The organism is Paenibacillus sp. MMS20-IR301 (genome assembly GCF_032302195.1).
Classification (GTDB): Bacteria; Bacillota; Bacilli; order Paenibacillales; family Paenibacillaceae; genus Paenibacillus_AQ.
Genome location: NZ_CP135275.1, coordinates 3,728,791 through 3,750,495, shown reverse-complemented (window position 1 = coordinate 3,750,495; position 21,705 = coordinate 3,728,791). Strand labels below are relative to the sequence as shown.

General features: G+C 54.9%; 13 protein-coding genes. 11 read left to right on the top strand and 2 right to left on the bottom strand.

The annotated features are described in order from the left end of the window. Nucleotides 1–489 precede the first annotated feature (489 nt). Entirely contained in the window at nt 490–1,695 is a 1,206-nt protein-coding gene (locus tag LOS79_RS16185; protein ID WP_315421704.1) for an ROK family protein, read from the bottom strand. Between the two features lie 127 nt (nt 1,696–1,822). Beyond that, nucleotides 1,823–2,278, bottom strand: coding sequence for a CBS domain-containing protein (locus tag LOS79_RS16180; protein WP_315421702.1), 456 nt, complete (start codon nt 2,276–2,278; stop codon nt 1,823–1,825). 99 nt (nt 2,279–2,377) lie between these two features. Here LOS79_RS16180 and LOS79_RS16175 point away from each other — a divergent pair, with 99 nt between their 5' ends. The 11 genes from LOS79_RS16175 to LOS79_RS16125 all read left to right on the top strand — a co-directional run bounded on the left by LOS79_RS16175 (nt 2,378) and on the right by LOS79_RS16125 (nt 21,690). After that, a complete protein-coding gene (locus tag LOS79_RS16175) occupies nt 2,378–2,848 on the top strand; it encodes a MarR family winged helix-turn-helix transcriptional regulator (RefSeq protein ID WP_397386763.1) in 471 nt (156 codons plus the stop codon). A gap of 186 nt (nt 2,849–3,034) precedes the next feature. Then, a complete protein-coding gene (locus tag LOS79_RS16170) occupies nt 3,035–3,502 on the top strand; it encodes a MarR family winged helix-turn-helix transcriptional regulator (protein ID WP_315421699.1) in 468 nt (155 codons plus the stop codon). Nucleotides 3,503–3,556: 54 nt separating this feature from the next. Continuing rightward, nucleotides 3,557–4,081: a MarR family winged helix-turn-helix transcriptional regulator gene (locus tag LOS79_RS16165; RefSeq protein WP_315421696.1), complete on the top strand. Its 525-nt coding sequence runs from the start codon at nt 3,557–3,559 to the stop codon at nt 4,079–4,081. Nucleotides 4,082–4,636: 555 nt separating this feature from the next. Beyond that, complete coding sequence (locus LOS79_RS16160) at nt 4,637–8,563, top strand: X2-like carbohydrate binding domain-containing protein (protein WP_315421693.1); 3,927 nt, start codon at nt 4,637–4,639, stop codon at nt 8,561–8,563. Between the two features lie 843 nt (nt 8,564–9,406). Continuing rightward, nucleotides 9,407–11,695: a helix-turn-helix domain-containing protein gene (locus tag LOS79_RS16155; protein WP_315421690.1), complete on the top strand. Its 2,289-nt coding sequence runs from the start codon at nt 9,407–9,409 to the stop codon at nt 11,693–11,695. A 1,031-nt stretch (nt 11,696–12,726) separates the two neighbouring features. After that, a complete protein-coding gene (locus LOS79_RS16150; protein WP_315421687.1) occupies nt 12,727–13,611 on the top strand; it encodes an ABC transporter permease in 885 nt (294 codons plus the stop codon). A gap of 15 nt (nt 13,612–13,626) precedes the next feature. Continuing rightward, nucleotides 13,627–14,532: a carbohydrate ABC transporter permease gene (locus LOS79_RS16145; protein ID WP_315421685.1), complete on the top strand. Its 906-nt coding sequence runs from the start codon at nt 13,627–13,629 to the stop codon at nt 14,530–14,532. A gap of 97 nt (nt 14,533–14,629) precedes the next feature. Next, a complete protein-coding gene (locus LOS79_RS16140; RefSeq protein ID WP_397386762.1) occupies nt 14,630–16,315 on the top strand; it encodes a type 2 periplasmic-binding domain-containing protein in 1,686 nt (561 codons plus the stop codon). Nucleotides 16,316–16,473: 158 nt separating this feature from the next. After that, complete coding sequence (locus LOS79_RS16135) at nt 16,474–17,622, top strand: SGNH/GDSL hydrolase family protein (protein ID WP_315421679.1); 1,149 nt, start codon at nt 16,474–16,476, stop codon at nt 17,620–17,622. 127 nt (nt 17,623–17,749) lie between these two features. Next, a complete protein-coding gene (locus LOS79_RS16130; protein ID WP_315421677.1) occupies nt 17,750–19,465 on the top strand; it encodes an alpha-1,3-galactosidase-related protein in 1,716 nt (571 codons plus the stop codon). Between the two features lie 167 nt (nt 19,466–19,632). Then, on the top strand, nt 19,633–21,690 hold the full coding sequence (locus tag LOS79_RS16125; RefSeq protein WP_315421676.1) for an alpha-galactosidase: 2,058 nt from the start codon (nt 19,633–19,635) through the stop codon (nt 21,688–21,690). Nucleotides 21,691–21,705 lie beyond the last annotated feature (15 nt).

Here is a 21,705-nt window from a genome sequence, read left to right as displayed (position 1 = left end):
GCTGGGCCCTCATCACCATATCAAGGGTGAGGTCTATAGGATCGCCCGGACAGCTTCAAAGATAAGCCTGGCTGGACCGACAAGGACCTGCCGCCGGATACCCGGGTATATCAGGACAGGCATGCCTTTGTCCGGTTCGGCCTGTCCTCATAAACAACTAAGCACATCTCCGGAAGACAGGAGATGTGCTTAGTTGTGCGGTGATACATTTAACTGTACTTCGTACAACTAAATGGGATGGTTTTCCATTGGAATCAGTTTTAATTGTATACCGTACACTTAAATTGCGCTAATAATAAGAAAAAAGGGCTGGCGGCTACTTTTAATTGTACGAAGTACAACTAAACCATTAATATCCGGCCCAACTATTTCTTTAATTGTACAGAATACAGTTATCCGTAGGTCGGTTCCTTCAGTTCGTGGGCTTAGCAGGCCGGCACTGTCCGTCCGTGAGCCCGGCATCCCAGCATCACACAACCTGTCAATCCGTCAGCTCGTCAGCTGAAGCAGCACCATAGCGCAGGCTCCGGCTGCGACCGAGCGCTCACCCAGGCTGCTGCGGGTGAAGCGGACGTCATATTGCCCGCGGTAGTAGGTACGCTCAAGAGCAATTCTCGTCGCCTCCTGATAGAAGTCATCTGCCGCGAGGAACAGCGGGCCGCCGAGGATGACTTCCTCGGGATGAAGGATATTGATCAGATTCGCCAGCCCGATTCCGCAGTAGACGGCCATTTCGCTGAACAGCCGGACGGCTACAGGATCGCGGGCCTGCAGCGCCTCAACCAGATGCGGGAATTCCAGCTCGGCGGCGCTTTCCGCCAGGTCACGGAGCATGGTGCTGCTGCCTTGCTCCCATGCTTCACGGGCCTGCCGCTCCAGCGTGTGGACCGAGACGTAGCTCTCCCACGCCCCTGCGTTGCCGCCGGGAAGCTGCGGTGGAAGGCCGGAGCCTTCGATAATCATCTGCCCGGCGGCTCCCTCCGTATCAATCATGCCATAGAGCAGCCGGCCGTCGTTCATGATGGCTGAACGCAGGCCGATGCCGGCATGAAGGTAGAGCAGATGATGCTGCATACGGCTGCTGCCGGCCCAGTACTCGCCGAGCAGCGCAGTATTTGCACCATTATCCAGATATACCGGCACGCTGAGCCGCTGCTCCAGCTGTGCCTTGATCTGCACCTGCGACCAGCCCGGTGCAGGGAAGCGGGCCGGGTTCAGGATGACGCCGGCCTTGCGGTCGAGCGGCCCGACTGCGCCGATGCCAAGCCCGGCCACGCGGTCCAGCCCGGTGGAGGCTGACTCCAGCATGCGCAGCACCTGCTGGTGGAGGGATTCAATCAGCCGCTCCGGGGTAAGCGCAGCGTCCATATTCCATGTATATTCATCCAGCAGGCGCAGATGAAAGTCCGTCAGGACAAGCCTTGCGCGGGTACGGGATATTTCCAGCCCCAGCAGATAGGCGTAGGCCGGGTTCGTTTCATAGAGGGTGGGGCGGCGTCCTCCGGTAGATTCACCGAAGCCGACTTCGAGCAGCAGTCCGGCGGACAGCAGCTCGTCCAGGATACGGGTTAAGGTGCTTATCGTCAGCCCGCTTTCATCCAGCAGGGTTTGTTTGGAGACGGTGCCGTATTTTCTTACGGTGAAATAGATTTCCTTGGCTCTGGGATTTGCTATAATCTCTTGGATAAGCTGCAAAGACGGTTCTCTCCTTATGAATATACTGACCTTGCTTTTACAATGACACAAAAAGCAGGGGGCCGCAACTGCATATCTGAGAGAATAAGCCCGGGAGAACGGCAGGACAGCCGCTTCCCGGAGCAGGCTAGAGCAGCGCTTTGAAGGAGTGGCGGATGACATCGCCGCGGCTGATGATGCCGACCAGCACACGGTTCCGTTCCACGGGGACTTTTTTGATCTGCTTTTTGCCGAGAATCGTGGCGATCACTTCAATCTCCTCCTCATAGTGCACGGTTACCACCTTCTTCTTGGCGATGGCCATGACATTCAGACCCAGCAGCCTGCGCGTCCGCTCCTCGAATTCATCATTATCACCGACGAACACATTAATCTGGAAAAAAGAATCGACAATCAGGTCCTCATGCCTGCCGATATAGCGCATAATGTCCCCGTCACTTAAATAGGCGACAATCTCGTTACGGTCATTGACAACCGGCATGCCGCTGATCCGGTGGGCAATGCATTTCTCGATAAAAGTCCGGACAGTATCATCCTGCTTGACCTTATAGACCTGACGGATCATAAATTCATGGGCTTTCATAGTAAGCTCCCCCTGAAAAAAATAACTCTAGCAAAAATAAACCGTATAATAAGTTGCATAATGAAAGTATATACTTGTATTATACAAGTGAAGCGATTTGTGTCAATCAAAGAAAGAGAAGAGGATGGGAACCCTATGGAGAAACGTTCGATTGAAACGATAGAGCTGGAAATGGCGGTTCTTGTCCGCCGTCTGACATCGCTTACTACGTACAAGAAAATCGGCAATCTGGACCGTGCGGCTTATCTTTTGCTGCATCAGATTGCTTTTCATAACGGCACTGCCGGTGTAAAGGCCTTAGCCGATGAATTCCAGCTCGATATCTCCACGGTCAGCCGGCAGGCGGCCGCACTGGAGCATAAAGGCTACATCACCCGTGTGCCGGACCCCGTGGACGGACGGGCCTATTCGCTGCAGATTACGGAGACGGGCGGGGAGATACTGGAGAGTAACAGGCAGGTCCGGCACGAAATCATCGGCAATCTGCTGGTGCACTGGTCAGATGAGGAGCGGGCAACCTTCGGAGGGCTGCTGAAGAAATTCAATGCGGCGTTTCAGGAGGAGGGCTGAAAAGGGGCCGCCGTTTCTTCTCCAGTCCGTATAGGCTATACTTATCCCAGGCAGAGGCAGCTCTGCTGGCTTGACATGAACAGCAGTAACGGATACAGCAGGGATAAAAGGATGATTGATGATGCGGGATGCGGGATGCGGGGCATCTAAATCCTTATATTCAAAATAAGCGTATGAGGTGCACCTATGAATGTAGATAACGATAAACATATAGATGAATTAATGGAGGCTTTTCAGCAGTTTGCCCGGATGAGCTGGCGCAAGACGACGCTTTGGGGTCTCAAGCCGAGTGAAATCCGTGTGCTGGTCTCGATTCAAAAGGGAATGAAGAAGGATGGCGGCAAAGGGCGGACGGTCTCCGATCTCAGTAAGCAGCTTAAGGTGACCTCACCGACAGTAACACAGATGGTTAACAGCCTGATTGCCCAGGGGTATGCTGTTCGTACACCGGATAGCCAGGACCGCAGAATCAGTGATATTACCTTAACCGATAAGGGGTCTGAGCTTGCCGGCATGGCCGTAGCCAAAGCACGCGAGACCTTCCAGGGGATGATTGATCATCTCGGTAAAGAACGGAGCGAAGCCTTGCGGGAGCTGCTGAACGAGGTGTACGGGTATTTCGACAGCCTGAACAGCCGGGAAAATGATTTCTGAGCGTTCAAACTACTTTTTTGATAGCTGCTGTTTAATTTCAGCCGGAGGTGCCTTATGAGTATGCATGACTGCCAGGAGAACAAGCTGCTGATTACGCTGGAAAATCTTAAACGCCTTACTCCCCGTTCGCAGAGCAGCGACATTATGCCGCACGGGGAGTTTGTTACGATGTTTGTTATTCATACGGCGATGAAGCAGCAGGAAGCGGGAGGGCAAGGGGAGGAAGGACCGTACCCCGGACTGATGGTCTCCAAATTAAGCGAGCTGATGCAGGTCAGCAGGCCCACTGCCTCACAGATGGTCGGCACATTGGAAGACAAAGGGTTTATTGAACGTGTAATGTCCGAAACAGACCGGAGAGTCATCTATATCTGCCTTACGGACAGCGGCAAAGCAGCGTTCGGCAGCCGGATGGAGCTATACTCGGATGTGCTGGCTGAGATTATTGAGAAGGTGGGCCGGGAGGAAATTGATCAGCTGATCGCCACCTGCGGCCGCCTCATGGAAGCGGTGAATGAAGTGCGGCCAAGGGTAGTGTCTAATCCGCCGATGGAGCAGCATCACAGGTTGAACCTGTGATCTTGGGCTTCCGAGTGCGAGGAAGCGGAGAGTGCTATTGTACTTTGTACAACAGATCACGGCTAAATCCGCCTAAAAATAGAATGGATTTTAAGGTCGTTCAGCAAGCATTCTAGTGTATAAAATACAATGGGGCCTTTTCTTTAGGCGTTCCCTTATCGCCAACAAACCTCTAAGGTTTCCAGTTCAATCTATTTAGATGATTGCCGCTCAGCCGTGAAGACCAAGCCTTAGAGGGTCTGTGCGGTTTTTTTGCCGTGGAGGAAAGGTGGAAATTCATCTCCCCCGCCTTAGGATGGTGAAACTTCAGGACTTCTGGAATTCTGGATGCAAGCCAGCGTTTTGTCCCCTGCGGACAGGGGCAGCTGTACGCCAAACACCGCAGATGTACCTATCCAAGGAGAGCCTGGACCCCCTATGATCATCTCGTATGGAAAGCGCTACCATTAATTGCCGTTTCATCAGGAGCAGGATAGAAGCAGTAATGAACAGCAGAGAGCAGATCACGGCACAAAAAGAAAGCGCTTTATAAATTGCCGAGGGGAGCTGGGAATATTGAAGTCTTTGGGTAAGAAAATCAGACTCGTCCTGCTGCTGCTGATCATGACAGCGGGGCAGACCGGACTTGCGGGAACCAGGCAGAATGTAGCGGAGGCGGCGGATAAAGAGCTGGCGCAAAAGCCTTATATGGGCTGGAGCAGCTTCAGCATGCAGGTGTATGAACCGTCAGGAAACTGGATCTCGGCGGACAGCATCAAGAAGCAGTCCGATGCCATGCACGAGAAGCTGCAGCCGCACGGCTATGAATATATCAATATTGACGCCGGCTGGAACGGGAGTATGGACGAATACGGCAGACCGCTTCCGAGTACAGAGCGGTATCCGGACGGTTTCCAGGATGTGATCGATTATGTCCATAACAACGGCCAGAAGATTGGAATCTATCTGATCCCGGGCTTGTCTATTGATGCCTATAACCAGGATCTGGAGATTTACGGTACAGGCGGAGAATGCCGGGTACGCGATATTGCCGCGCAGCCGCTGAAGATTGTGGACGCCTGGAATGCCTACAGCTACAAGATTGATTTCAGCAATCCTTGCGCACAGAAATACGTGGAGTCCATTGCTGATATGCTGGGCGAATGGGGCATTGATTTTGTCAAATTCGACAGCGTGACTCCGGGTTCCGGGATCAACAATCTGAGCCTGGACTCGCGCGGTGATGTGGAGGCCTGGTCGAAGGCGCTAGCCCGCCATGATATCTGGTTCGAGCTCTCCTGGGCACTTGACCATAATTATGTTGACTTTTGGAAGAAATACGCCAACGGCTGGCGGATCCAGTGGGATGTGGAGGCTTATGACAGCAATGTGGGGCTGACCCAGTGGGCGAATATCGCCCGCCTCTTCCCGGATGCTGCCGTATGGTGGAGGGATGCCGGGCCCGGCGGCTGGAATGACTTCGATTCCCTGAATGTCGGGAACGCAGCGATGGACGGCCTGACCCGGGACGAACGGCAGACCGCGATGACCTTCTGGGCGGTCTCTGCGGCCCAGCTCTATATCGGCAACGATATGACCAGGCTGGACGATTACGGCCTGCAGCTGCTGACCAATGATGAGGTCATTGCCGTCAATCAGGCCGGACGCCCGGCCCATCCGGTATCGACCGACACGAAGCAGCAGGTCTGGTATGCCAATAACGGTGACGGAACCTACAATGTTGCCTTGTTCAACCTCGGCAGCCGCAGTGCTGCGGTGAATGTGAAGTGGAATGATATCGGGCTGGAAGGCCCGGCTTCCGTCCGCGATCTGTGGAGCCACAGCGAGCTTGGCACCTTCAATGACGGATACAGTGCAGGCCTGCTTGAACCGCATGCCTCGCGGATGTTCAAGGTGACAGCCAAGGAAGGCGTATCGGTGGTGAATGATGATGATACCGGGCTGCGCTATACCGGGGACTGGCAGCGTAACGGCGGGCAGGAGCAGATGCCGGGCAGCCAGGATCTGCAGCTTACCATTACGGATTCTACACCAGACCCCGGGACAGAAGTACCGGGTGACGGCGGGCAGCCGGGAGGCGGAGCGGAAGGAGAGCCGGGTGCCGGGGGCGGTGCTACAGTTAGCCGCTCAGTCTATGTCAATGACAGCAATCCGGGCATTATCTACAGCGGCTCATGGTCAGCCTCTACCGGCAGATCCGCCGGAGATCACCGGGGAGATGTACACTATACGGAACAGAACGGGGATTATTTCCGGTACACTTTTACTGGAACAGGCATTGAGCTGTTAACGGAGAAGGATTCTTCCCAGGGCGATATGCTGGTCTATCTGGATGATGCCGTCATTCCGGACCGGGTGAGCACATATACGCCAGGGAATAAGGAAGCTCAGCAGATCGTCTACAGTGCTTCCGGGCTGGCGGAGGGAGAGCATACCTTGAAGGTGGTCAAGGATTCCGGCCAGTATATGCTGCTGGATGCGCTCCGGATTACAGCAGGACAGCTGATGAATCCGCTTGCCGGTAACTTCGACAAGGGAAGCGGCAAGCAGGCGGACCTGGAGATTACACTGGCTGCAGGCACTGACTCGCTGCTGGAGATCACGAACGGCGGGACTCCTCTGCAGCCGGGAGCAGATTATAATGCAGACGGCAATAAGGTCACAGTGAAAAAAGAATATCTGGTCAACCAGCCGTCCGCCGGGGCGGAGCTGCTGTTCAGCTTCGACGGAGGAAGCAGTGAAAAGTTTACCGTCCAGATTACCGGATCGTCTACGGTCCGCTATGAGCTGGTTAACAATGATGATGCAGCCATTACCTATAATGGCTCCTGGTCTCGCAGTACAGGAAGAGGAATGGGTGACTACAAGGATGATGTGCAGTACACCGAGATGAACGGGGACTCCTTCGAATATGACTTCAGCGGGACGGGGATCAGTCTGTATACAGAGACAGACAGCTCGCAGGGGGACATGGATATCTATATCGACGGGGAATTCAAAGAAACGGTAAGCGCATATCATAATGGTCGGCAGGCCCAGCAGAATCTGTTCAGTGTCTCCGGCCTGCCGGAAGGCATCCATACCCTCAAGGCAGTGAAGAAGTCGGGCAGTTTCATGCTGCTGGATATGCTGAAGGTGGAGATTCCTGATCTGATTAATCCGGTAGAGGCGGATTTTGACAAGGCGGCAGGGGCCGGGACCGACATTGAAATCACCCTGCTCCGGCGGCCTGAATTGTTCGGCGGGATCCGCCAGGGAGCTTATCAGCTGGAGAAGGGCAAGGATTACACAATCACCGGCAGCACAGTTACTCTTTCGCAGGATTATCTGTCTGCCCGGCCGGCGGGAACGCTTAGTCTTACCTTTGAATTTGGCGGCGATTATCAGAACGATGTGCATTACTCGGAGCAGGACGGAGATTTCTTTGAATATGCTTTTACCGGCAGCGGGATTGCACTGGCAGGCCCAACCGGCCCTGCACTGGGAGATATCGAACTCTATGTGGACGGAGAACTGCTGCAGACGGTCAGTGCCCATAGTGAGAACCGGCAGATTCTGCAGAGCCTTGCGGTGATCTCCGGCCTGGATGAGGGGCGGCATGTGCTGAAGGTGGTCAAGAAATCCGGCGGATACATGCTGGTTGACCAGCTGAGAATTACGCTGGCTGCTGAGGATGACGGCTCCGGAGAGGAGCCGGGTGAAACGCCGGCACCGACTCCGGCTGCTACACCAGAGCCGGCGGCTACACCGGCGCCGACAGCAACCGTGCAGCCGGGAGGGAACCCGGCCCCTGCAGTAACAGTGTCACCGGCAGCGACGGTGACACCTGCCGTGACCCCGGCTCCGTCCGGAGCGCCGGGCACGGCTGTGGATGGGCATATGCCGCATACCGCATATGCCAAAGGGTATCCCGGCGGCTTGTTCAAGCCGGATCAGAAGATTACGCGCGCCGAGATGGCGGCGCTGCTCTTCGCAGCCTTGCCGCCGCAGACAACCGGCGCGGCTCCTTCGTTCACCGATGTGAACAAGGATCACTGGGCAGCGGCGGCGGTCTCCGGGGTGGCCGGAGCCGGACTGATGACCGGCTACAGTGACGGGACCTTCCGGCCCGGGCAGCTGATTACCCGTGCCGAGCTGGCTAGTCTCGCAGCCGCGTTCCTTCCGGCAGACTCCGCTGCAGGCCGCGGATTCACTGATGTAGCCGGGCACTGGGCAGCGGCGGCCATCCTGAAGGCGCAGGGCGCCGGAGTGCTGAGCGGCTACAGCGACGGCAGCTTTAAGCCGCGTAATCCGCTCACCCGCGCCGAGGTGGTGACGGTGATTAACCGGCTTACCGGCAGGGGGCCGCTGCATGGCATAACGGCTTCCCCATGGCGTGATGTGCCGCTCACCCACTGGGCTTATGCCGACATTATGGAAGCATCGGTTGACCATGTCTGGAAGCCCGCTGACGGAAGCGGCGAGCAGCTCAGCGAATCATAACTGAATTCTTCTTCCGCCAGCACTGCCGCCCGCATGAGGATTCGTACCGGGCGGCAGCTGTCTGCGGAGAAGCAGCCTGTCCCTATTGCGCTGTGCTGCTGCGCGCTGGACTACGGCCGTACGAATGAAGCGGACCTTATTCCGCCAGACCGGGCCGAATTGTGGAGCTATAGGCATAATAGGTGTAACAATACGAATCCGATCTGAGCCACAATGTGATCGCTACTGGAGCGCAGCACGATCCCAGCACGAACCCAGCACGAACCCAGCACGAACCCAGCACGAACCCAGCACGAACCCAGCACGAACCCAGCACGAACCCAACACGAACGCAGCACGAACCCAGCACGAGTCCAATCTAGTAACTTAACGGACATCAGGGACCTTATCGTTCCATTTTTGGCTTATTTGACCTATTTGCGGACATCACGGCCCTTATTTGCTATTTCCGGGCGGCCAGTCCCGCTTTTCCGGCGCAATAACGGCTCTGTAGTCCGTAAGCAACATACTAAGGCGCTTTTTCGCGATTTAACGTCTTCTCAGTCCGTAACACTTGGTGAAGTACAATAAATTTCTTGCGTAATTGTCTGCAGCTAGCTTCAGCTTTGGACAGAGCCAACCATTTCGCGGAGAGCCCGGCCTGTTCACGCACGCATACGTGGTGTACGATTCGATTCAATCGGAAGTCCTAATAAAAAGCAGTGATGCCCGGTTTGCATCGCTGCTTTTTATTAAATTTCCGACTCTTGCCGGACAAAGTGCCGGACTAAAGGCTTGACGGAACGGCAAATTGTTTTAAGCTAATGTTATGATAGCGCTACCAAATGAGGGGAGAATCTTTCCATGCCCAAATACTCCAAGGTGTTCCGCAGATTCCTGATCTCCTACATGGTTATCTTAATTATTCCGAGCATCGGGGGATACATGTCCTACCACACTTCGATCTCCGTAACGGAGTCCATCTCCATTGAGAACAGTGTGACCCAACTGGAGAAAAGCCAGGAAATTCTGGAGCGCCGGATGGCTGAAGTCGAGGGGCTTACCCGGCAGCTGGCCATTAATCAGGAACTGAATGTGCTGATGAATGAAAGAGGCAGCAACAAAAATGTGTTCGGAATCTGGAGAACGATGCGCAATGTGCTGACCTTTGGACAGACGAATGATTTTCTGCAGGACTATTATATTTATCTGGCTAACTATGACCTGGTGTTGACCGCCGGCTCCTCTTACCGTCCTGATCATTATTATGAAATTTACCATTATGCCGATCTGTCGCTCTATGAGTGGAAGCAGGAGATTCTGGACCGGACACACCGCAGTGAGATTAAGCCGCTGAGCGCTTATTCAAGTAAGGGATTATCCAGCTCAGTGATTACTTATATGCAGTCGCTGCCGCTGGACAGCTTCAACAATTCTTCTCCCGCAGTCGTTGTGGTGATGATTGACGAGAAGGTGATTGCCAGTCTGCTGTCCGGACTGACCGAGCGGTACGGCGGATGGGTCCATATCAGTGATGCCGACGGCAATACCATAGTGTTGCAGGGGCAAAATACAGACTATGTGCAAAAGCTGGCAGCTGACCGCCATTTTGACGGAGGTAAAGTAAGCCAGTTCTACAGGGATGATCTTGTAATTACGACCCGCTCCGGCACGAACGGCTGGGTGTATCAGGCGGGGATTCCCCGCAGTGTGCTGATGGAGAACGCGAACAAAATCAAGTATATGACCTGGCTCATTACCGCAGGTGCCCTGTTCCTCGGCCTGCTGGCCGGGCTTGTGCTTGCTTACAGAAACAGTATGCCGATTAACCGGCTGCTGGCCGTCATGAAGGAGCAATTCGGTAAGGAAGACCACCCGGAGCGCAATGAATTTGACTTCCTGAGCGGGAATATCGCCGATATGCTGACGAAGAACAAGCTGCTGGAGAGTGAGCTGAACCGCCAGCTGCCGCTGGTGCGGGATGCTTTTCTGAAGCGGCTGATTGCCGGGGAATTCAAATCACGAGAAGAGATTGTCTCCGCGGCTGAACAGGCGGATATCGGGCTGGGTGAAGGAACCGGGTACGCGGGAATTCTGCAGATTAAGGGGTATTCCGGCATGGACAGTGTGGAAATCCTGAATGAGCTGAATGCGGCCCGGCTCCTCTTGAAGCAGACATTTACTGAACTTGCGGGCCCGCTCCCGATGACCGACATAGGCTCGGATACAATCGTCATTCTCTTCTTCTTACCGGAGGACGGCCGGCTTGCCGGCAGTGAGACAGGAATGGAGCTGCTCATGGAGCAGTGGGTCCAGCAGGTATTTGAGGAGTACCGGATTACGGTGCAGGGCGGCTTCGGGGAGTATTTCCCTTCGGTTACCGGGGTCAGCGAGTCGTTTGAGCAGGCCCGGCAAGCGCTGGAATATGCGGTATATACGAACCGGAAAGGAGTCATACGCCATCAGGAGGTGCAGATTGAGAATACGACCTACTATTATCCGCTGGAGACAGAGCAGCGACTGATCAGTACTATCCGCGCCGGTGAGCTGGCTGAGGCGGTGCGGATCATCGATGCCACTTTTGCACAGAACCTGGGTCCCCGCGAGCTGTCGATGGAGATGAAGCATCAGCTGACCGGCGAGATAAAGGCTACCTTCCTCAAGCTGCTGGATCAGAAAATATTCATGGAATCCCCCCTCGGCGAAAGTGTAAAACGGCAGATTATCGATTTAGACATCTCGGAGCCGCTGGAGAGCATCCAGGCGGAATTCCTCGTGCTGACGGAGGAGCTCTGCGGCTTCATCACCAACAAAAAGAAGGATGCGCATACCCAGATCATCAAGCAGATGTATCAGTATACCGCTGAAATGTACGCCGATACCGAGCTCACCCTGTACCGCGTCGCCGAGCATGTGGAGCGTCCAGAGAAGTATATCTCGCAGCTGTTCAAGGAAGTGACCGGAGTGAATTATTCCGATCACCTGATCAAGGTGCGGATGGATGCAGCTGCAATCCTGCTGAAAGAAAGCCGGTACACCGTGGACGAAATCGCGGCGAGAGTGGGCTACAACAGCTCGCATTCCTTCCGGCGGGCGTTCAAACGCCTGACGGGCATCTCACCCAGCACCTACAGGCAGTCGCCTGACGAATAGAATGTGCTTCTATACCCAAGCAGCCGCAGCTGTCCAATGCCGGATAGCGCGGCTTTTTTCATTTGCGGGGATGATGAGGGGAACAAGTTTGTGGATTAGCGGGGCGTGGGCTGGATGAAGGAAATAGAGTGAAAAATCCCTTTAATGATGGCTGGAGACGGGCTGTTTGGAGGAGATAGAGTGAAAAATCCCTTTAAAGTTGGCTGGAGGCGGGCTGTTTGGAGGAAATAGAGTGAAAAATCCCTTTAAAGTTGGCTGGAGGCGGGCTGTTTGGAGGAAATAGAGTGAAAAATCCCTTTAAAGTTGGCTGGAGGCGGGCTGTATGCAGGAAATAGAGTGATAGGCTGGAAAAAGTGGACGGACCAGGGAAAGTAGGAGCACAAGTGCCCCTATTTCCGGCCAAAGTGGGCGGGCGGAGGGAATGGTGGGCGGGGAAAGTTAATAGAAAGTTAGCTGGCCCATACTCCAGGCGATACTGTCCCGGGAACGGGGGGCGGCTCTCCTGAGTAATGCTAAACAGCCTGTACAGGCGGGAAATGGACAAGTTGGAGGCGGTAAGCAGGCGGAAATCGGGATGTAAGCGCATGCAATGGACCCCGGAAAACGGATGAATTGTACGCAAAATACGGAAATGTACCTATTCAACTCCGGCTGCCGGACCTTATGATCGAGTCGTGGAGAAAGCGCTATCACACACCCGGCCGGCAAACCGGACCAACAGTTTCATGGCAAGCTGGCAAAAGCACAATCACGTATTAACTCACCATCAGCAACCGAGCCCAATAAGCTCTAAGCTCCTGAAGCAACTGTACACAAAGCAGCTCACCATCAACAACCGTACCAACCAAGCTCCACGCTTCTGAAGTAGTTTTTCTCAAAGCAACTATGCACGAAGCAACTCATCACCAACCGTGAAGTAAACGCTGGCACAACTTATAGGGGGGATTATTCTGGAGAACAATCTGATATTAAACGACAAGCCGGCGCCCCGCAGCAAAGGACAAAGCTGGCTCGCAAGTGCCGGGAAAAGCATGCTGAAGCACTGGCAGCTCCATCTGCTGGTCATTCCACCTCTGCTGTTTTTCCTGATATTCAAATATTATCCGATGGCGAATGCAGTTCTGGCGTTCAAGGATTATAACGTGATCAAAGGCATTTGGGGCAGTCCGTGGGTAGGTTTCAGGAACTTTGAACTCTTTTTCGAGAATCCGATGTTCTGGACGCTGGTGAAGAATACTTTGCTGCTGAGCGGCTTCCTGCTGCTCGCGGGGTTCCCGATTCCCATCCTGCTGGCACTGATGATCAACGAAATCCGCGGCGGCCGGTTCAAAAGGTTTGTCCAGCTGGTTTCTTTTGCCCCCTACTTTATCTCAACCGTGGTTATGGTGTCGATCATTATGCTGTTCCTTGCTCCGCGCCTCGGGTTCGCCAATATTGCGCTTAATTTCTTCGGGCTGCAGTCGGTGAATTTCCTCGGGGAGCCGGGCATGTTCCGCTCGATCTATGTCTGGTCCGATATTTGGCAGACCGCAGGCTATAGCGCTGTAATCTATCTGGCCGCCCTGGCCGGCATTGACCCTACGCTGTATGAGGCCGCCAAGGTGGACGGAGCTTCACGGTTCCAAAAGATCCGCCACATCGACCTTCCCGGCATTGTGCCGACGATTGTAATTATCCTGATTCTGAATGTGGGCAATGTGATGGCGATCGGTTTTGAAAAAGTATATCTGCTGCAGAATCCGCTGAACATCGCGAGTTCGGAAATCATCGCCACCTATGTGTACCGGATCGGGCTGCTGAATGCCAATTACAGCTTCGCAACCGCGGTCGGCTTATTCAACTCTGTCATCAATCTGGTCCTGCTGCTCACCGTTAACGGCTTGGCGAAGCGGATCACGAACAACAGTATCTGGTAGGAAAGGAGTGCTCGTATGGCCGCTTCACCAGCAGTTTCCCAGAAAATCAAAGAATCCACCGGTGACCGGATTTTTCTCACGGTGGTCTATACGGTGCTCATCCTTGTGGTGATAGCCGTATTGTATCCGCTTATTTTCATTATCAGCAGCTCGATCAGCAGTCCGGCGGCTGTAACCTCCGGCAAGGTGTGGCTCTGGCCCGTAGACATTTCGTTCAAGGCGTTCCGGGTGCTGTTCAGCACACATGAGATTGTTTCCGGCTATGCCAACTCGATTTTTTATACGGCGGCTGGTACGGTGATCAGTGTAGCGCTGACGGTAATGATTGCTTATCCGCTGTCGCGCAAATCTTTTTTCGGCCGCAATGCGTTAATGATGGTAATTACGTTCACGATGATCTTCAGCGGCGGGCTGATTCCTACCTACATGGTGGTCCGCCAGATGCATCTCATTGATACCCGCTGGGCGCTCCTGATCCCGAATGCGATCTGGGTGTGGCAGGTGATTATCGCCCGTTCCTTCTTCCAGTCCTCGATTCCGGAGGAGCTGCTGGAAGCGAGCGAAATTGACGGCTGCAGCGATATGCGGTTCATCCGCAGTGTGGTGCTTCCGTTATCGAAGCCGATTCTTGCGGTGCTGGTGCTGATGTATGCCGTCGGCCAGTGGAACTCCTATTTCGACGCACTGATCTATCTGAAGTCAGCCAATCTGTTCCCGCTGCAGCTGGTGCTGCGCAGTATCATTATCCAGAACAACAGCTCCGGCACAATGGATGCGATGGCGATGGTGGAGCGGCAGCAGATGGCAGAATTACTGAAGTATGCGCTGATTGTGGTTGCAACGCTGCCTGTGCTGGTGATTTATCCGTTTGTGCAGCGTTACTTCGTTCAAGGCATGCTGGTCGGCTCCGTCAAAGGCTGAGTCCCGGCATGTGCATCTGCAAAGGGGGTGAGACCATCCGCCGTCAGCCCGTATAAGCTCCACCCTGTTCAACTCATACAAAAGGGAGTGATTGATTTTGAAGAAAAGCCTCATGAATTTGTTAATGCTGGTTACGGTATTTACGATCGTGATCAGCGGATGCTCGGGTAAAAATACAAACAGCCCTTCGGGTGCCCAGGCCACTAACAGTAATAGTAATACAAGCACGAATGCGCCTGCTGCCGCGGCACCCGTGGAGATCAGTGTCTTCTCCGTCCAGGAATCAGGCATCGATATTCCGACTAATAAGTTCACAGCTTTCCTGCAGGATAAATTCAATATCAAGTTCGACTGGCAGATCAACCCCTCTGACGGGGCAAAAGAGAAACGCCAAATCTCCCTGGCCAGCGGTGACTATCCCGATGCTTATCTGCTTACTGCCTACATTGATGAATTCTCGCAGGGCGATGTGCTGAAATACGGCCAGCAGGGCGTGCTTGTGCCGCTGAATGATCTGATCGACAAGTATGCCCCGAACATTAAGGCGGCGATGGAAGAAACACCTGCGCTCAAGACGCTGAATACAGCACCGGACGGTAATATTTACGGGCTGGGCGCTTACACGGAATGCTTCCACTGCTCCTATCCGAATAAAATGTGGATCAACACCGAATGGCTGAAAAAGCTGAATCTGGAGATGCCGAAGACGACCGAGGAATTTAAGCAGATGCTTGAAGCCTTTAAGACCCGGGACCCGAACGGCAACGGTAAAGCCGATGAAGTGCCGCTGAGCGGCTCCACTGAAGATTTCGGCGTACGGATCATTCCTTATCTGATGAACAGCTTCGTCTATGATGATGACCGCAATTATCTCAATATGACAGCGGACGGCAAGGTCGAATCGGCAGCAATCAAGCCGGAATGGAAAGAGGGCCTGACCTATATCAAATCCCTGTTTGATGCCGGGCTGATCGATCCGGGGGCGTTCACCCAGAATGCGGAGGCATTCAAAAAAATCGGTGAAAATGCCGATGCCGAAATTCTCGGCGCCGGTGCGGGGATGCACCCTGCCATCTTCGTGAATATTGACCCGGGCAATACCCGTTCGGCGCATTACAATCCGCTTGCTCCGCTGACTGGCCCTTCCGGCGTATCGTTTGCTACCCATGATGCGGGCGGGGTATCTCCGGGAGCCAAGTTTGTTATTACCAACAAAGCCAGTGAAGAAGCGAAGATCGCCCTGATCCAGATGGTCGACTATATGTTCACTCCAGAAGGCCAGACCAATGCGGCCAGCGGCATGAAGGGAATTGACTGGACTGATCCGGGTGAAGGTGATGTAGCGCTCGGCCAGGATTCCACACCGGTGATCAAGTCCATTCCGATGGCGGAAGGTGAAGCGCCGCGCAATGCGGGCTGGAGCGGCATGGGCCACTTCTATATGCCGAAGGAATACCGCGATACCTTTGTCCAAGGTACTGATATCTATGCTTCTAACGGTTACGAACGCAGACTGTATGATGCTTCGCTGCTGTATCAGGGCCATGAGCCTAAAGATCTGTTCCCGCTCTGGTCAATCTGGATTGATCCAAGCGACATCGACGAAGCCAGCATGCTGCAGACGAACCTGAGAAATTATATTGAGCAGAATGAGCTGCAGTTCATCACCGGCAACAAGGACCTGAATAAGGACTGGGATGCTTATGTGAAGGGCCTGAAGGACCTGAAACTGGACCGTTATCTGGAGATTCTGCAGAAGGCTTATGATGTGTCGGCAAAATAAGTGAGCCGGCGCGAAAGCGCAGGCAGCACAAAGCAGCTGTAATGATGCCGGCCTGGCTGGCCGGCATTGCTGTTTGCGGGCGGGCGGTTTGCTGGCCGCTAGCCGCTATGCAGCAGGTACAGCGGTTGATCTTTAGTATTGTTTATGGAGGTGGATGTATGGCGGGTGAGCTGAACAGCAGGGGCCACCCAAGCCTTATTCCCCGCCGGGGGCTGCCCGGGATGAGGAGGAGGCTTGCGGGAAACGGGCCGGTTACGGCCGCTTTTCTGGGCGGATCGATTACTGAAGGGGCAGGTGCTTCGGAGGCGGAGGCTATGAGCTGGCGTGCGTTGACCGGAGCATATCTGCAGGAATTGTATGCGGGCCATCCCGTACGCTGCATCAATGCCGGAGTCGGCGGAACCACATCAGCTTTCGGTGCCCACCGGCTGCAGGAGCATGTGCTGGCGGAGGGCCGTATTGATCTGCTCTTCGCCGAATTCAGCGTCAATGACGGGGAGGACCGGGCGGAGTCGATCCGCGGCATGGAGGGGATTGTCCGCCAGTGCCGGCGGCTGTCACCGGAGACGGAGCTGGTCTTCGTCTATACAGCGGCTGACAAAAACCTGACCGGTTACAAACCGTTCAATATCGCTGTGCATGAGGAAGTGGCGGATTACTACGGCATCCCTTCGATTGACTGCGCAGCCAAAGTGTATACGATGATCCACACCGGGGAGCTGGACTGGACGCGATTCGCTCCGGACGGATACCATCCGCTGGATGCCGGGCATGCGCTGTATGCCGCGCTGGTGCAGGAGTATCTGGAGCAGGCCATTACGCGGGGCAGTGTTCAGGCCAGCGGGGAAGCGGCGCAGCATATAACAGGGCTGCCGTCTCCGCTGGACAGCGGAAATTATGAATACGGCGGGATGCTGGATTACAGCGCTGCCCGGTATTCCGCAGCCTTCCGGTTCCAGAAGCTGAAGCCGGAGGAGCCGCTGATGAACTGGCGGTTCCCGGCAGAGCATGCCTGTACAGCTGATCCGCAGGCAGAATTCACCTTCACGGTGACCGGCCAATGTGCCGGGCTGGTGCTGCTGTACGGGCCGGATTCCGGTATTATCGAGTATTCACTGAACGGCGGGCCGTTTGCGGAAATCAATCTGTTCGACGACTGGTGCCTGAATGCCTACCGGCCGATTCCAGTATTATTCCCGGTACGGACGGAACGGGAGATTCTGCAGGTTACCGTCCGCAATACAGAACGCAAAGACAGCCGGAGCACGGGCAACGGCCTGCGTGTACTAAAGCTCTTGTGGAATTGAAGCTCTTGTGGAATTGAAGCAACTGTGGAATTAGAGCAGCTGTGTGATTAATGTGCAGCCTGCAGCCTAACGATCCCTCCGGGAGGTGTTTGATATTCAGCAAGACAAATCTGGCCCACGGGCATGCTTGGAGCAGACGGTACTGCGCTTGACCGATTTCGATGCCATTCCGGATTCGGAGCATGATACCCAGCCTGCGATGCTGCGGGCAATTGCAGCCGCAGGCCGGATAGAAGGTCCGGTGCTGCTGGATTGCCCGCAGGGCTGCTACCGCTTCTACCCGGACCATGCACTCCGGGTACCTTATTACATCACCAACACAGCCAGCGAGGAAGAGAACCCGGATGTGAGCAAGACCGCCGGCCTGCTGCTGAAGGGGCAGCAGCAGCTGACACTGGAGGGGAACGGCTCATTGTTCCTGTTCCACGGCAAGCAGACGATGCTGATTCTGGACGGCTGTACGGACATTGAGATCCGTAACCTGCATCTGGATTACAGCCAGCCCACCGTAGCTGAGATGACTGTGGACCGCTGCGGCGCCGGCTTCTGCGAAGTAAGCGTACACCCTGATTCGCAGTACGAGCTGAGCGGCGGCAGGCTGGAGTGGATTGGCACAGGCTGGCGCTTCCGTGATGGTCCGATGCAGATCTGTGATCCTGTGCAGAATATAACCTGGCGCACGGATAACTGGCTGGCAGAGGCGCGGCAGGTTGAAGAGATTAGCCCGCACAGGCTGCGGTTCAGCTTCGGTTTCCGGCCGGAGGCCGCCCCCGGGAATATCCTGCAGGTGCGCGACGGCATCCGTGATCAGGCGGGAGTCTTCATCACGGAGAGCACCGGTGTGATGATTCAGAATACAGGGATACATTTCATGCACGGGCTGGGAATTGCCTGCCAGTTCAGCACAGATCTCAGTTTCCGGCAGCTGGACCTGTCACCGCGCCGAGAAACCGGCCGGACCGTTGCCGGATTCGCTGATTTCATTCATCTGTCCGGCTGCAGGGGACGGGTTCAGATTGAAGAGTGCCGCTTCAGCGGTGCCCATGACGATGCGGTTAATATTCACGGTACCTATCTGCGGATTACCGGGCAGGCGGCTGAGGATGCGCTGAAGGTCCGGTTTATGCATCCGCAGACATACGGATTCATGGCATTCCGGCCGGGTGATGAGCTTGAATTCATCCGTGCGGATTCCCTGGCGGCTTATGCGCGCAGCCGGGTAATCACTGCGGAACAGCTGAATCCGCGTGAGCAGGTGCTGATGCTGGAAGGTCCACTCCCGCCGGGCATTGGCGCAGAGGATGTCATTGAGAATATTACCTGGACTCCGGAGGTGGAGATCCGTGGGAATCATTTTTCGCGGATTCCGACAAGGGGGATTCTGGTGACTACAAGGCGCAGAACAGTGATCCTGGACAATGTATTCGAGCGGATGCAGATGAGTGCGGTTCTGGTTGCAGCTGATGCAGGGTCCTGGTATGAGTCCGGGGCTGTGAGGGATATGGCCATTACCGGGAACCGGTTCATCTCCTGCGGCAGCAGAGAAGCTCCCGTAATTCACATTGCCCCGGAGATTAAGGAAGCGGACGGGAGTGCTCCGGTTCACCGGAATATCCGCATTGAACGGAATTTTTTTCAGACAGGGGATTTCCCTATTCTCAGTGGCGGGAGTACGCATGGACTAAAGTTTAAGCATAACAGTGTGGCGGTAACGCCGGAAGATGGCCGGAAGACGGGGATGAAGGGGGATTTCCCCAGTCCGGGGAGGACATTTACGCTGACCGCCTGTACCGATGCAGAAGTAGCGGAGAATTCATATCATATGCTGGAACTGGAACCGTAAGGATACAAAAGGGGATGAGGGATAAATGCGTCAGATCGCGTTATGGATCGGAAGATCGCTGCATGGCAACCGCGGGAATCTGTTTCTATAATGAGATCAGACTTTGCGCAGGCGGTCCGGGTGATCTGCCGCTGCAGGGTTCATAACGCATAATAGGGAGGCAAATCATGCGAACTGACAGCGAATATGCCGTACAAGTGGAACTTACAGAGGGGGCTCTGGTCCGTATAAATAATGGCCTGCTGGAGCTGGAACTTGATCTGGCCACAGGGGAGGCAGCCTGCACAGGCAGCACTGCTTCCGCAGTGAAGGGGATGCGCAGCGCCTACCGCTGGAACGGCCGGGAAGTGCATACCGGAAGCTACGAGCATCATCAGCTGAAGGAGAAGAGCGAAATTGTCCGGGACGGATTCGGCAGAGGGGTGCATCTGACGGTGCTGCATGAATCGGCAGAGCTTCCGCAGCTGGAGCAGCATTTCTATATTTATGAGCAATCCCCGTTCATCCTGCTTCAGGCTGTGATTCTCAGTGATACAGGGCTGCGGACGAACCGTCTGGCAGTCATTCAATCCGCCGGCATCGCTCTGGAAGGGGAAACCGGGCCGGCGGATGTCCGTGTGCTCCGGGTACCTTTTGACAATGACAAATGGGTCAGATATACGGTGCTCAAGCCGCCGCTGCAGACGGAGAGCTATGAAGTAACGGCATTGTTCCGGCAGGACAGCCGCCGGGGAATTATTCTCGGCTCCCTCAGCCATAAGGTATGGAAGACGGGAATTAAGGTGAAGAGCGGAGCTGATGGGGGAATCGGGGAACTGGAGCTGTACGGCGGTGCCGCAGGCGAGCTGACCCGTGACTTCCAGCCGCACGGATATGTCAAAGGGACCCGCGTGGAATCACCGCTGGTCTGGCTCGGATTCTACGAGGATTACAGAGAAGGGCTGGAAGCCTACGGGCAGGCGAATACCTGGATCGAAGCCCCGCTTCCCTGGAGCGGCGGTGTGCCGTTCGGCTGGAACAGCTGGTCTGCCGCAATGACTAATCTGGACTATGATCTGTACACCTCCACCAGCGATTTCCTGGGCAAGGAAGTGCAGCCGCTCGGATTCCATAATGAGGACACGCTGTATATTAACTTCGACGCTTTCTGGGATCAGCTGACCCCTGCTGAAATGGAGGATGCACTGAACCGGGTGCGGCAAAACGGCCATAAGCCGGGAACATACTGGACACCGTTTGCCTTCTGGGGCAGCCCGGCCCAGTTCAGCAAGGAGGTTGAAGGGACAGGCGGCAAATATACGTACAGCGATATTCTGCTGCGGGACAGCGAAGGTGAGGTGCTGCCGGATGTGGATGGCGGTCTGGCCATCGATCCGACGCATCCGGGCAATCTGCTGAGAATGGACTGGTTCACGGACAAGTTCATCAACGAAGGGTTTGAGTATATTAAGCTGGACTTCCTGGCTCATGGGGCACTGGAGGGGCAGCACTACAATCCGGAGATCACCACCGGAATTGCCGCTTATCATTACGGAATGTCGTACTTGCAGAACAAGCTCTCACCGGAAGCTGCCGGCCGCCCGTTCTTTATTAATCTGTCGATTGCTCCGCTGTTTCCGTATGCTTTTGCACACAGCCGCCGCGTATCCTGCGATGTCTTCGGTACGCTACAGGATACCGAGTATCTGCTCAACTCGCTGACGCATGGCTGGTGGATGAATCATACGCTGTACCGCTATAATGACCCCGATCATTCGGTCATCTACAAGAGCTTCAACCAGGAGCCTACGGGCTGGCATGAGGGAAGAAGCCGGCTGACCGCCTCAGTCATTGCAGGCACGGTTCTGCTGCTGGGCGATGATTTCCGCAAGGAGGAAGCGGCGGCCCGGGCCAAGGCGTGGCTGGGCAATAAGGAAATTATGAATGTAGCCCGGCTTGGTAAGACATTCCGGCCGGTGGAAGGCGATCTGGGGGAAGGGGCTTCCGATGTGTTCGTGCTGGAAGCTGCCGAAGAAGAGGCTTTCTATCTGGCCGTCTTCAACTTCGATGCGGCACAGGCGGCGCATAAATCCGTTTCTCTTGCGCGTGCCGGGCTGAATGCCAAGGCCACCTACCTGATTCATGATCTGTGGGAAGGCCGGCAGGGAGAAGTGTCTGAAGGCGTGCTGGCAGTAGCACTGGAACCGGCCGAGTCGAAGATTTACAAGCTGATTGCAAAGACATGACAGAAGGAGAATGCG